The organism is Streptomyces sp. TRM68416 (genome assembly GCF_014596915.1).
Lineage (GTDB): Bacteria > Actinomycetota > Actinomycetes > Streptomycetales > Streptomycetaceae > Streptomyces.
In genome coordinates this window covers 208,818-221,373 of sequence record NZ_JACVWU010000013.1, presented here as the reverse complement: position 1 = coordinate 221,373, position 12,556 = coordinate 208,818, and the positions used below count along the sequence as shown (strand labels likewise).

Here is a 12,556-nt window from a genome sequence, read left to right as displayed (position 1 = left end):
CTTTCTCCCGACCGACGCGCTTCCCCCGCACGCCCACTGGAGACTTTCATGCACGACGAACGCCGGCGGATCGAGGAGCGCGTCGAGCGCCTCCACAACCAGCGCATCAAGCCCGCCCTCTACGCGGCCACCGTCCCCTTCGAGGTGGAGGCCTGGCAGGCGCCGGGGGAGCCGGTCCCCTTCGAGGAGGCCGCGGCCGCCCCGTACACGCCCTTCGCCATGGACACCCCCTGGGGCCCGCCCTGGGGCACCACCTGGTTCCGGATGCGCGGACAGGTGCCCGAGCAGTGGGCCGGCCGGCGCGTCGAGTCGGTCATCGACCTCGGCTTCGTGGGCGACTGGCCCGGCAACCAGGCCGAGGCCCTGGTCCACCTCGCGGACGGCACCCCGCTGAAGGCGGTCAACCCGCTCAACCAGTACGTGCCGGTCGCCCACCCGGCCGCCGGCGGCGAGCGGATCGACTACCTGGTCGAGGCCGCCTCCAACCCCGACATCCTCGCGAACGACTTCGCCGGCCCGACCCCGCTCGGCGACGTCCTGACCGCCGGCGACAAGCCCCTCTACACCTTCAGGCGCGCCGACCTCGCCGTCCTCGACGAAGAGGTCTTCCACCTCGACCTCGACGTCCAGGTGCTGCGCGAACTGATGCTGGAGCTCGGCGAGCACGACCCGCGCCGGCACGAGATCATGCATGCCCTGGACCGGGCGATGGACCTGCTCGACCTGGACGACATCTCCGGCTCGGCGGGCCAGGTACGGGACGCGCTGCGGCCGGTGCTCGCCAAGCCCGCCCACGCCAGCGCCCACGTCGTCTCCGGCGTCGGCCACGCCCACATCGACTCCGCCTGGCTGTGGCCCATCCGCGAGACCAAGCGCAAGACCTCCCGCACCTTCTCCAACGTCACCGCCCTCGCCGAGGAGTACGAGGACTTCGTCTTCGCCTGCTCGCAGGCCCAGCAGTACGAGTGGGTGCGCGACCACTACCCGCAGGTGTGGGAGCGGATCAAGAAGTCCGTCGAGAAGGGCCAGTGGGCGCCGGTCGGCGGCATGTGGGTCGAGTCCGACGGCAACCTGCCCGGCGGCGAGGCCATCGCCCGCCAGCTCGTGCACGGCAAGCGGTTCTTCATCGAGCACTTCGGCATCGAGACCAAGGGCGTCTGGCTGCCCGACTCCTTCGGCTACAACGCCGCCTACCCGCAGCTCGCCAAGCTCGCCGGCAACGAGTGGTTCCTCACCCAGAAGATCTCCTGGAACCAGACCAACACCTTCCCCCACCACACCTTCTGGTGGGAGGGCATCGACGGCACCCGCATCTTCACCCACTTCCCGCCCATCGACACCTACAACGCCCGCTTCAGCGGCGAGGAGATGTCCCGCGCGGTCCGCAACTACGCCGAGAAGGGCGGCGCCAACCGCTCCCTCGCCCCCTTCGGCTGGGGCGACGGCGGTGGCGGCCCCACCCGCGAGATCATGGAACGGGCGCGCAGGCTGGCCGACCTGGAGGGCTCGCCCAAGGTCGTCGTCGAGCACCCCGACGAGTTCTTCGCCAAGGCCCGCGAGGAGTACCCGGACGCCCCGGTCTGGGTCGGCGAGCTCTACCTGGAGCTGCACCGCGCCACCTACACCACCCAGGCCCGCACCAAGCAGGGCAACCGGCGCAGCGAACACAAGCTGCGCGAGGCGGAGTTGTGGGCCACGACGGCGGCCCTGCACGCGCCGGGCTACACCTACCCGTACGAGAAGCTGGACCGGCTGTGGAAGACGGTGCTGCTGCACCAGTTCCACGACATCCTGCCGGGCTCCTCGATCGCCTGGGTGCACCGGGAGGCGGAGGCCGAGTACGCCCGGGTCGCAGAGGAGTTGGAGACCCTCACGACCGAGGCGGTCACCGCGCTCGGCGGCGGCGGGAGCCGGGTGTTCAACACCAGCCCGTACGACCGGGCCGAGGTGGTGCGGACGGCCGACGGCGCCCCCGCGTACGTGGAGGTGCCCGCCGGCCACAGCGCCCCGCTCGCCGCCGCCGCACCCGAACGGCCCGTCACGGTCGACGGCCGGGTCCTCGACAACGGCCTGGTCCGCGTCGAACTGGCGGAGGACGGCACGCTCGCCTCCGTACGCGACCTGCGGGCCGGTGGCCGCGAGGTCCTCGCCGACAAGGGCAACCTCCTGCGACTGCACACCGACCTGCCCAACTACTGGGACGCCTGGGACGTCGACAAGCACTACAAGAACCGCTACACCGACCTGCTGGACGCCACCGAGATCACGGTCGTGGAGGCGGACTCCCTCGTCGGCGCCGTCCGGGTCACGCGCGCCTTCGGCAAGGGCTCGACCATCACCCAGACCATCACCCTGCGCGCCGACAGCCCCCGTATCGACTTCGAGACCGAGATCGACTGGCACGAGGCCGAGAAGTTCCTCAAGGCGGGCTTCCCGATCGACATCCGGGCCCCGCACTCCTCCGCAGAGATCCAGTTCGGGCACATCCAGCGCCCCACCCACACCAACACCAGCTGGGAGGCGGCCCGCTTCGAGGTCTCCGGCCACCGCTGGGTCCACGTCGGCGAACCCGGCTACGGCGTCGCGGTGATCAACGACTCCACCTACGGCCACGACATCTCCCGCACGGTCCGCGAGGACGGCGGTACGACCACCACGGTCCGCCTCAGCCTGGTCCGCGCCCCGCGGGTCCCCGACCCCGAGGCCGACCAGGGCCGCCACCGCTTCACCTACGCGCTGCTGCCCGGCGCGACCATCGAGGACGCCGTCGCCGAGGGGTACGCCCTCAACCTGCCGCTGCGCGTGGCGGACGCGGCCGGCGCCCCCGAACCGGTGGTCTCCGTGACCGGCGAGGGCATCACCGTCGAGGCCGTCAAGCTCGCCGACGACCGCTCCGGCGACGTCGTCGTGCGCCTCTACGAGTCCCGCGGCGGCCGCGCCCAGGGCCTCCTGCACCCCGGGTTCCCGCTGGCCGGCGCGCAGGTCACGGACCTGCTGGAGCGGCCCCTTGAGGACGCGGAGACCGAAGCCGGAGCCGTCCGCGTGCAGTTGCGGCCGTTCCAGATTCTGACCCTGCGGCTGGCCAGGACACCGCAGGCGGCTGCACAGTAACTCCCAGGAATTTTTAAGGAAGCGGTAAAGCGCCTGGTCACGGCCGGAATTGAGGGTTCCGTGACCACGGCGCTTCGCTTCCCCGTCACCTGCGGTTCGCCTGCTGCCCCTGGGATGCGTGCGGCAGGCGCGCGAGAGAGAGGTGGAACCGTGGGAGACCCGCGCATTCACGCGATCGGAAAGGGACTGAGGCGGCGGGGGAGGCTGATGAAGGAGGCGGTGAGTCCACCGCGCCGGACCACCCTGAACGCCGTACCCGCGCCCCGCAGCCGCCCCAGCGCGGCCGACCGCCCCACCGCGGCCGACTCCTACACCGCTCCGCCCGCCCCGCGCCTGGTGGACTCACCGGTGTTCGTGCTGTCGTCGGTGCGCTCCGGCTCGACTCTGCTGCGTGTGCTGCTCAACAGCCACAGCCGCATCCGCGCCCCGCACGAGATGCATCTGCGCACCCTGCACGTCAACCTGTCCCGCTCGTTCACCGCGGCCGCCATGAAGGCGCTCGAACTGGACAAGCACGAGCTGGAGCACGTCCTGTGGGACCGGGTCCTCCACCTGGAACTCACCCGCAGCGGCAAGGACGTCATCGTCGACAAGACACCGCCGAACACCCTCATCTGGCGGCGACTGCACCGCTGTTGGCCCAACGCCCGCTACATCCTGCTGCTCCGCCACCCGGGCGCGATCATCGCCTCCCTCACCGACCGCCGAGCGAACCCCGACCACGAGGCGATCCTCGCCGAGGTCACGCAGTACAGCGAGAAGCTGGAGGAGGCGCGCCACGGCCTCGACAACGTCCATGTGATCACGTACGAGGACCTCACCGCCGAGCCCGAGAAGGTGACCCGCGGCATCTGCGAGCACCTCGGCGTCCCCTGGGAGGCCGCGATGCTCGACTACGGCAGCAAGGACCACGGACGGTTCCGTCCCCAGCTCGGCGACTGGTCCCCGACCATCAAGTCCGGCCGTATCCAGGCGGCCCGCACCGCCGACCCGTCCGCCGACCTCCCGCCGCGCCTGAAGGAGATCGCGCGGGAGTGGGGGTACTGAGCGGGGGAGGTCTGGGCGCGCCCCGAAGGGGCGCGGGGAACCGCGCGCCCAGCCCCCGCAAACCCGCGGCCGGAAGTCAACCTAGAGCGGCAGTACCTGACCCGCCCCCACCATCCCAACGGAGTTGATCGCGGGGAGCGGCTCCTCCACCCGCTGCTGCGGCAACGACGCCGGCCGCAGCGGCCGCGGCCCCGAGACCACCGTGTAGTCCTGCCCGAGGAACGGCGGCACGACCTCGCCCGGGTCCTCCCCGAGCGCCAACTGCACCGCCGCCCAAGGGGCGTTGACGCCGCACAGGGACAGCTGGTGGAGCCCGCCGGCCGGCCGCGTGTTCACGTCCATCAGCACCGGCCGGTCCCCGAGCATCCGGAACTGCACATTGGACAGATAGTGCAGCCCGAATCCCTCGGCGATCCGCACCGCCGGCTCGATCCACTGCTCGTGCAGCGTGAACCCGCGCCGCCGCCCGTTCTTGGTGCGGCCGATCGCCATCCGCACCCGGTTGTCCGGCCCGGTCAGACAGTCCACCGACACCTCCGGCTGCTCCAGCCGCGGCATCACCAGCCAGTCGACCTCCTCCTCGGCCTCCTTCAGCGCCCCCAGTACCAGGTCGAGCGGTACATAGGGGCTCGGGAACCCGCTGAGATGCATGAGTGAGAAGGGGGTGCGGGTGATCACGCGGAAGCCCACCCCGCCCGCCCCGGACGCCGGCTTGAAGCACGCCCGGTGGCCCCGCGCCTCCAACTCCGCCACAGCACACATCAGTTCGTCGGCCGATCGGACCCGCCACCACGGCGGCACGGGCACCCCGATCGCCTGGACCGCCTCGTAGGCGATCACCTTGTCGTGGAAGACGGACACCGCCTCCGGCGGCGGCGCCATCAGCGCCGTGCCGATCGCCTCGAACTCCGCGCGGTGCGCCACCACCGCGGCCTGGTGCAGCCGCGGCACGAACACGTCGATGCCGCGCCGTGCGCACTGGTCCAGCGCGTACTCCACGTAACCCGCCGGGGACAGGCCCTCCGGCTCCAGCTCCGCGGTGTCGGCGGCGGCCAGCACGGGCGAGTCGGCGTCCCCGTGGGTGGCATGGATCTCGACGGCCCGATCGCTGGGATTTCGGCGCAGCTGATCCATGAAGAACACGTTCTCCGCGTACGTGCGGTTGAGCCAGACGCGTACGCGAGAGACCATGCAGGCCGCCTTTCACGGTTCGCGGGCACGGCGAAGCAGGCCGTGCCCGGCCAGGGGGATGGGAGGTACACCAAACCGCCCCGTGCGAAGGGAAGTTCAGGCGGTGGTGTTGGGGCGATCATACGGCCCCGCCAAGGCCCCGCGTGCAACGTACGTGTTACGGATTCCCCGATCATGACGACCCCGGTCGCAGAACGCTCACGTTCCGCACAGAAAGCGGTCCCATTCCGGCGGGAAGCCGCCTTGTCCCGGTAGCGTGAATGTGTTCTCGTGGTGCTTTCGGAGTTCGGAGGGGGACGAGAGGTGACGTCGACGGTCGGCGGTGCCGGACAGCTGCTGGCCATCAGTGACCTGCACATCGGCTACGAGGAGAACCGCACCCTCGTCGACAAGATGCGGCCCGACTCCGACGACGACTGGCTCCTGGTCGCCGGCGACGTCGCGGAGACCGTGGCCGACATCCGCTGGGCGCTGGAGACTCTCGCCGGACGGTTCAGCAAGGTCATCTGGGCCCCCGGAAACCACGAACTGTGGACCCATCCCCGCGACCCCGTCACCCTGCGCGGCGTCGCCCGCTACGACTACCTGGTCACCCTCTGCCGCGACCTCGGCGTGACCACCCCCGAGGACCCCTACCCCGTCTGGGAGGGCCCCGGCGGCCCCGTCGTCGTCGCCCCGCTCTTCCTGCTCTACGACTACTCCTTCCTCCCCAAGGGCTGCACGACCAAGGAACAGGGACTCACCTACGCGCACGGCACCGGCATCGTGTGCAACGACGAATACCTGCTGCACCCCGACCCCTATCCCACCCGCGAGGCCTGGTGCCGCGCCCGCGTCGCCGAGACCGAACGCCGCCTCGCGGCCCTCCCCGACGACCTGCCCACCGTCCTGGTCAACCACTACCCGCTCGACCGGCACCCCACGGAGATCCTGTGGTACCCCGAGTTCGCCATGTGGTGCGGCACCGGACTGACCGCGGACTGGCACACCAGGTTCCGCGTCGAGACCATGGTCTACGGCCACCTCCACATCCCGCGGACCACCTGGCACGACGGCGTCCGCTTCGAGGAGGTGTCGGTGGGATACCCCCGCGAATGGCGCAAGCGACCGGAACCACCGGGACGGCTGCGCCGCATACTGCCCAGGGAGGACGGGACGCAGTGATCGAGGAACTGCTGCCGGACCCGGTGGTGACGGTCGAGTCGTACAGCGACGAGGAGTCCGGACCCGCACCGCTGTACCCGGAGGAGGCGGCCGTCGTGGCACGGGCCGTCGAGAAGCGACGCCGCGAGTTCGCCGTCGTACGCTCCTGCGCCCGCCGCGCCATGGAGAAGCTCGGCGTGCCCGCACAGCCCATCCTGCCCGGCGACCGGGGCGCCCCGCGCTGGCCGGCCGGACTGGCGGGCAGCATGACCCACTGCGACGGCTACTGCGCCGCCGCCCTGGTCCGCGCCACCGACCTGGCCTCCCTCGGCATCGACGCCGAACCCCACGAGCCGCTCCCGGACGGCGTCCTCGACGCCGTCTCCCTGCCCGGGGAACGGCAGCGCATCGGGACACTGACCCACGACCACCCCGCGATCCGCTGGGACCGGCTGCTGTTCAGCGCCAAGGAGTCCGTCTACAAGGCGTGGTTCCCGCTCACCGGGCAGTGGCTGGAGTTCACCGAGGCCGACATCGAACTCCGCGCCGACCCCGGCGACCGCCACAGCGGCACCTTCCGCGCCGCACTCCTCGTCCCCGGCCCCCTCGTCGGCGGCCGGCGCCTCGACCACTTCGAGGGACGCTGGAAGGTGGGGCGAGGGCTGGTGGCGACCGCCGTGACGGTCGCGCACCCCTGACCCCGGTCACTGGGCCTCGCCTCTGGCCCGCCCCCGCGTGCCCCCGTCCCCCGGCCTCGTCACGGCTCGGGACACCAGCCCCGCAACAGCCCGAAGAACTCCTCCTCGTTGCCCGCGAGCCCGGCGTCCGCCAACGCCCGCTCCGCCTCCGCGAGCACCGAGGGCGGCACCACGGGCGGCCGCCCCTCTCCCGGCGGCCCGCCAGCGACATCGAAAGCCGCCCGCACCGTGTGCAGCAGCCGTAGATAGGCCTGGACAGCGGTACGCTCACGGTCGGTCAGAACGGCGGTGGGCATCGGTCGGCTCTCCCCGAAGTCGGCGTCGTCTCCCGCCCCGCAGAACAGGGCGCGACTCCAGCTTGCCGCCCACCACTGACAATCGGGCCCGGCCGCCCGCCGGTTCGCCCGCTTAGCGGAGGCGAAACCTGGCCGAAACCCCCTGGTTGAAGGCACCTCTACGCTGGAGTCACAGGCCCTCGGCCCCCGCCGCGGGGCCCCTGTGCCAGGAGGCGAGCACGTGGTCGACGTCCCCCACCGGCGCCCGGTGCGCGCCGTACGGCTGCGTCCCGTGGGCGATGGCGAACTGGAGCTGCGGTACCGCGTCGTGCACGGATACCGGCGCGCCTTCCGCATGGCCGGCGAGGGGCCGGCACTGGTCCTCATCCACGGCATCGGAGACTCCTCCGCGACCTGGGCGGAGCTGATCCCCGACCTCGCCCGCACCCACACCGTGATCGCCCCCGACCTGCTCGGCCACGGCGCCTCCGACAAACCCCGCGCCGACTACTCCGTCGCCGCCTACGCCAACGGGGTCCGCGACCTCCTCACCACCCTCGGCATCGAGTCCGCCACCCTGGTCGGACACTCGCTCGGCGGGGGAGTGGCCATGCAGTTCGCCTACCAGTTCCCCGAACGCACCGAACGGCTCATCCTGGTCAGCGCCGGCGGAGTCGGCCGCGAGGTCAACCCCGTCCTCCGGCTGGTCTCCGTACCCGGCGCCCACCTGCTGCTGTCCGCACTGCGCCTGCCCGGCATGCGGCTCCAGGTCGGACTGACCGTCGGCCTGATGAAACTCCTCGACACCGACCTCGGCCAGGACGCGCCGGAACTGCTCACCCTCGTCGACGCGCTCCCCGACGAGACCGCCCGCAACGCCTTCATCCGCACCCTGCGCGCGGTCGTCGACTGGCGCGGCCAGGTCGTCACCATGCTCGACCGCTGCTACCTCACCGAGGGCATGCCCACCATGCTGCTCTGGGGCGACCGGGACAGCGTCGTACCGGTACGGCACGCCTTCGGGGCGCACGAGGCGATGCCCGGCAGCCGACTGGAGATCTTCGAGGGCGCCGGCCACTTCCCCTTCCACACCGACCCCGGCCGCTTCGTCTCCCTGGTAGAGGAGTTCACGGCGACCACGGCCCCGGCCGACTGGAGCCGCGAACGCTGGCGGGACCTGCTGTGCGAGGGCCGCCGGGACACGCCCCGCAACCGCGCGGCGGACCGAGACCTGCGCGAAGCCAGCGAACGCAGCGCTACGTGATGATTGTTCGGTCGCCTGCGGGCGCTCTCAGCCGGTGTCGAGGGACCGACCGTGCTCAGCGCTTCGCGCCTGCGCGCTCTCGGTCCCTCGACACCGGCGCGCCCTTCGGCTCCCTCACGGCCGGTGGCCGGGGTGCAGTGGGCGTTGGTGGGCCTGTGGCCTTGGTGGGTGGTGTGGGTTGGTGGGTTCAGGTTTGGGAGCCTCGGTAGCCGAGGGATGCCTCGATGCGGCCTGCCAGGCGGTCCCGTTGGACGGGGGCCCGTAGGGAGGAACCCGCCAGCCAGGTGCGGCACTTGCTGGCCAGGAGGAGGCCGAAGCTCTCGGCCTCCTGTTCGTCGGCCTGGTCGAAGCGGCTGCGGGCGGCCACCTTGCGTACCGTCGCCTCCAGGTCGGCGTCGTCCTGGAGGAGGCGGGCGGCGACCGCGGCGCCCTCGACGTGGTGGCCGTGGTGACCGGCTTTCATGTGCCACAGCTCGTGGCCGAGGATCACCAACTGGTGGTCGGGGGCGGTGCGTTCCTCGATGACGACGAGATCCTGGTCCCGCATGTCCAGCCACAGCCCGCTGGCCGTGCCGACCGGGAAGGCCGCCGTACGGAAGTGGACGGGCCGGCCGCGCCGTCTGGCCATCGACCCGCACAGCGCGCCGTAGAGGTCCGCGGGCGGCACCGGGCCGGGAAGCTCCAGCTCTCCGACCAACTCGCCGCACAGGCGGTGCATTTCCCTTCGGATGCTCACAGTTCTCCCCCGGGTCACGACTCGGGCCGCTTGACGCTCTCCAGGAGCATGTCCAGCCACTCGGCGACCTTGTCGCGGTGCTGGTCGGTGGGTAGTTGCGCGGCCCGCCAGGCGATCCCGCGCACACCGTGGTCCTGCAGCAGCCGCTCCAGCGGGTCCTCGGCGGCCGCGGCCGCCTCCCGCTCGGCGAGCTGCTGGAGGAGTTCCTGCTCGGTGCGCTGCAGGGCGCCGGCGAGCGCCTCGGGATCCTCGGCCGTGAGGAACCCGGCGTGCACGCGGAAGAAGCGCTGGATGGCGTCGCAGTGCTCCATCGTGGGGCGCCGGTCGCCGTTGATGAGCGCGCCGGCCTGCTGGCGCGACATGCCGGCCCCGTCGGCGATCTCCTGCTGGGTGTACTTGCGTCCGTTGGGCTTCAGCCGGGTGCGGCGCAGCAGGTCCAGCCGCTGCAGGAAGCGGGCCTGGATGTCGGGCTCGCCCGCCGGGCGCCCGCTCAGCAGCGCCTTGACCACAGGTTCGGGAACGCCGCAGGCGACGGACAGACGGCCGGTGTCGAAGACCTCGGCGTGCGGTACGCCGAGCCGGTCGGCGAGTGCGGTCACACGAGCGACGACGGCCGGCAGCGCAGCCGTCCCCGTGGCGCCCGGACCTTCGAAGCCACCCGTCACCGACAGAACTCCTACGTCTCTCTCACAAGCGATTGCCGTGAACTTCCCGGAGAGTAGCCGGTCGTTCGAACTTACATCCAGGTCTCGCCACAACTGTGGCCTATTTCAGCCGTCAACCGGCATGAAATGCCACGATAGTTGACACCGGTCGTGTCCGGGCAGCAGGATCGGGGCGCCGCGTCAGGGCCGCAGAGGCAAGAGGGGTGACCTCCGGATGGCACATCAGGCAGGAGGGCAGCGATCGGAACTGCGGTCCGTCCCCGAGAGCCCCGAGGTCCAGGGGTACCTCCAGGACTACACCACTCTGCTGGAGGCCGTGCCCTTCCCGTCCGTCGTCCTCGACCACCGATGGGACGTGGTCCTGGCCAACACCGCTTTCGCGTCACTTTTCCGGGGCGTCGGGCCGCATCCGACGGCCATGCCGGGTGACAACTTCCTCCGGTTCGTCCTGTTCCACCCGGACGCGGGCACCGTCCTCGGCGAGCACGAGTCGAGCTGGTGCCTGCCGATGCTGGCCCACTTCGCGGCCGCCGTGGAGCGCCACGGCCACGACCACGGCCTTCAGGCCATCCGCCGGGACATCGCCCAGGACCCGATCATGGAGGCGGCCTACCGGCACGGCCTGCCGCACTGGATCCGCACGGTGGGCGAGCGGGCCGTGGCCCACGACGGCGCCGTCCGCCCGCTGCTGCACCCGGACCCGCGCTGGGGTGCCACCGACTGCCGCATCGTGGACGAGACGCCCGGCACCCTGAAGGAGATGGGATACACGCGGATGACGCTCGTACTGCGCGACGCGCGGCGTACGGCGCACGCCTCGCGCAGGTCGGGGCGCCCGCGACGTGCGGCGGCCCACCTCAGCGTGGTGCCCGCCCCCGAGGCCTGACCGGGGCACCGTCGGCGTTCAGGTCGCCGACGGCGCCCCGTCACGGACGGGGCACGTGAAGCTGTTCAGCCGGCGTGCTCGCGCATCCACGCCTCGACCCCGTCGGCCGAACGCGGCAGCGCCGCCGACAGGTTCTCGTGGCCGTCCGCCGTCACCAGCAGATCGTCCTCGATGCGGACGCCGATGCCGCGCCACTGCTCGGGGACCGTCAGATCGTCGGGCTGGAAGTACAGGCCGGGCTCGACGGTGAGCACCATGCCCGGTTCCAGCACGCCGTCCACGTACTCCTCGCTGCGGGCCCTGGCGCAGTCGTGCACGTCCAGGCCGAGCATGTGGCCGGTGCCGGCCATCGTGAACCGCCGCTGCAGGCCCAGCTCGTAGGCCCGCTCGGCCGGGCCCTCGATGAACCCCCACTCCACCAGCCGTTCGGTCATCGACCGTTGGGCGGCCTCGTGGAAGTCGCGGTAGTGTGCACCGGGCTTGACCGCGGCCATGCCCGCCTCCTGCGCCTCGAACACGGCGTCGTAGATCTCGCGTTGGAGGGGCGTGAAGGTGCCGCTGATCGGGAGGGTGCGGGTGACGTCCGCGGTGTAGAGGGTGCGGGTCTCCACGCCCGCGTCCAGCAGGAGCAGTTCGCCGGGGCGGACCGGGCCGTCGTTGTCCTGCCAGTGCATGATCGTGGCGTGCTCGCCGGCCGCGCAGATCGAGCCGTAGCCGACGTCGTTGCCGTCGACCCGGGCCCGGCGGAAGAAGGTGCCCTCGATCCACCGCTCCGAGGTGGCGACGGCCTGCGACAACTCCCGTACGACGTCGGTGAATCCGCGGACGGTGGCGTCGACGGCGCGACGCATCTCGCCGATCTCCCACTCGTCCTTGACCAGGCGCAGCCCGGACACGGCCTCCTCGAAGTCCTCGTCCCGGTCCGCGTCGGTGGCGAGCGCCGCTTCCAGGGCCGGGTCGACGCCGCGGACGATCCGGGTGGGCGCGGCGGAGGCGCGGGCGATGTCCTCGGCGATGGTGCGTATGTCCCGGCACGGCAGGCCGAGGACGCGCTCGGACTCGGCCAGGGTGCGGCGCCGGCCCATCCACAGTTCGGCGGTGTAGCCGGTCCAGAACTCGTTGCTGTCCCGGCTGTCGCGCGGGAGCTGGTAGCAGTGCGCGTCGTGGCCGCCCTCCGGGCGGGGCTCCAGCACCAGGGCGCCGTCCCGGGCCTGGTCGCCCGTGAGGTGGACGTAGCCCGAGTACGGGCGGAAGGGGTAGTGGGTGTCGTTGGAGCGGGTCCGGAGGCCGCCGGAGGGGACGACCAGCCGCTCGCCCGGGAAGAGCGCGGAGAGCGCGGCGCGGCGGCGGGCCGCGTACGGCGCCTGCTCGGCGGGCTCCAGGTCCCTGCGCTCGGTGTCGGCCCAGCCGGTCCGCATCAGCGCGGACAGCTCGTCGGAGATTCCTCGGTACAGACCGTTCTTTCGGCCCTTGGTCACGTCGGCCCCTCTGCTGTGTGGTGGCGTTCCCCTGTGCGGGACCAGTGTGGCGGGCATTCCCC

The 12,556-nt window shown here is 71.7% G+C and carries 11 protein-coding genes; 6 read left to right on the top strand and 5 right to left on the bottom strand.

Translation table 11 applies throughout. The annotated features are described in order from the left end of the window. The first annotated feature begins 48 nt into the window (after positions 1–48). Positions 49–3,111: an alpha-mannosidase gene (locus ICC28_RS22015; RefSeq protein WP_188290378.1), complete on the top strand. Its 3,063-nt coding sequence runs from the start codon at positions 49–51 to the stop codon at positions 3,109–3,111. A 207-nt stretch (positions 3,112–3,318) separates the two neighbouring features. Next, positions 3,319–4,158 (top strand): sulfotransferase family protein, encoded by an 840-nt coding sequence (locus ICC28_RS22010; RefSeq protein WP_188290377.1) that lies wholly within the window; start codon positions 3,319–3,321, stop codon positions 4,156–4,158. A gap of 81 nt (positions 4,159–4,239) precedes the next feature. On the opposite strand, the gene ICC28_RS22005 is transcribed toward ICC28_RS22010, so the two are convergent. Further along, positions 4,240–5,349 (bottom strand): ATP-grasp domain-containing protein, encoded by a 1,110-nt coding sequence (locus ICC28_RS22005; RefSeq protein WP_188290376.1) that lies wholly within the window; start codon positions 5,347–5,349, stop codon positions 4,240–4,242. A 303-nt stretch (positions 5,350–5,652) separates the two neighbouring features. Here ICC28_RS22005 and ICC28_RS22000 point away from each other — a divergent pair, with 303 nt between their 5' ends. After that, the gene (locus ICC28_RS22000; protein ID WP_188290375.1) at positions 5,653–6,513 is read left to right on the top strand and encodes a metallophosphoesterase family protein; all 861 of its coding nucleotides are present in this window, start codon (positions 5,653–5,655) and stop codon (positions 6,511–6,513) included. Continuing rightward, positions 6,510–7,190 (top strand): 4'-phosphopantetheinyl transferase, encoded by a 681-nt coding sequence (locus ICC28_RS21995; protein WP_188290374.1) that lies wholly within the window; start codon positions 6,510–6,512, stop codon positions 7,188–7,190. The genes ICC28_RS22000 and ICC28_RS21995 overlap by 4 nt, the downstream gene beginning before the upstream one ends. A gap of 59 nt (positions 7,191–7,249) precedes the next feature. On the opposite strand, the gene ICC28_RS21990 is transcribed toward ICC28_RS21995, so the two are convergent. Beyond that, entirely contained in the window at positions 7,250–7,486 is a 237-nt protein-coding gene (locus ICC28_RS21990; protein WP_188290373.1) for a hypothetical protein, read from the bottom strand. Positions 7,487–7,706: 220 nt separating this feature from the next. On the opposite strand from ICC28_RS21990, the gene ICC28_RS21985 reads away from it, so the two are divergent. Beyond that, positions 7,707–8,729 (top strand): alpha/beta fold hydrolase, encoded by a 1,023-nt coding sequence (locus ICC28_RS21985; RefSeq protein WP_188290372.1) that lies wholly within the window; start codon positions 7,707–7,709, stop codon positions 8,727–8,729. A 187-nt stretch (positions 8,730–8,916) separates the two neighbouring features. Here ICC28_RS21985 and ICC28_RS21980 read toward each other — a convergent pair whose 3' ends face one another. Both ICC28_RS21980 and ICC28_RS21975 read right to left on the bottom strand, forming a co-directional pair. Then, positions 8,917–9,447 (bottom strand): toxin-antitoxin system, toxin component, encoded by a 531-nt coding sequence (locus ICC28_RS21980; protein WP_188290410.1) that lies wholly within the window; start codon positions 9,445–9,447, stop codon positions 8,917–8,919. Positions 9,448–9,479: 32 nt separating this feature from the next. After that, positions 9,480–10,130 carry a helix-turn-helix domain-containing protein gene (locus ICC28_RS21975; RefSeq protein WP_188290371.1) on the bottom strand — a complete coding sequence of 217 codons (651 nt, stop codon included), beginning with the start codon at positions 10,128–10,130 and terminating at the stop codon, positions 9,480–9,482. A gap of 214 nt (positions 10,131–10,344) precedes the next feature. Between ICC28_RS21975 and ICC28_RS21970 the strand changes: the two genes are divergently transcribed. After that, a complete protein-coding gene (locus tag ICC28_RS21970; protein ID WP_188290370.1) occupies positions 10,345–11,016 on the top strand; it encodes a hypothetical protein in 672 nt (223 codons plus the stop codon). A 65-nt stretch (positions 11,017–11,081) separates the two neighbouring features. Here the strand turns inward: ICC28_RS21970 and ICC28_RS21965 are convergent, their stop codons facing one another. Further along, positions 11,082–12,494 (bottom strand): aminopeptidase P family protein, encoded by a 1,413-nt coding sequence (locus ICC28_RS21965; RefSeq protein ID WP_188290369.1) that lies wholly within the window; start codon positions 12,492–12,494, stop codon positions 11,082–11,084. Between the last annotated feature and the right edge of the window lie 62 nt (positions 12,495–12,556).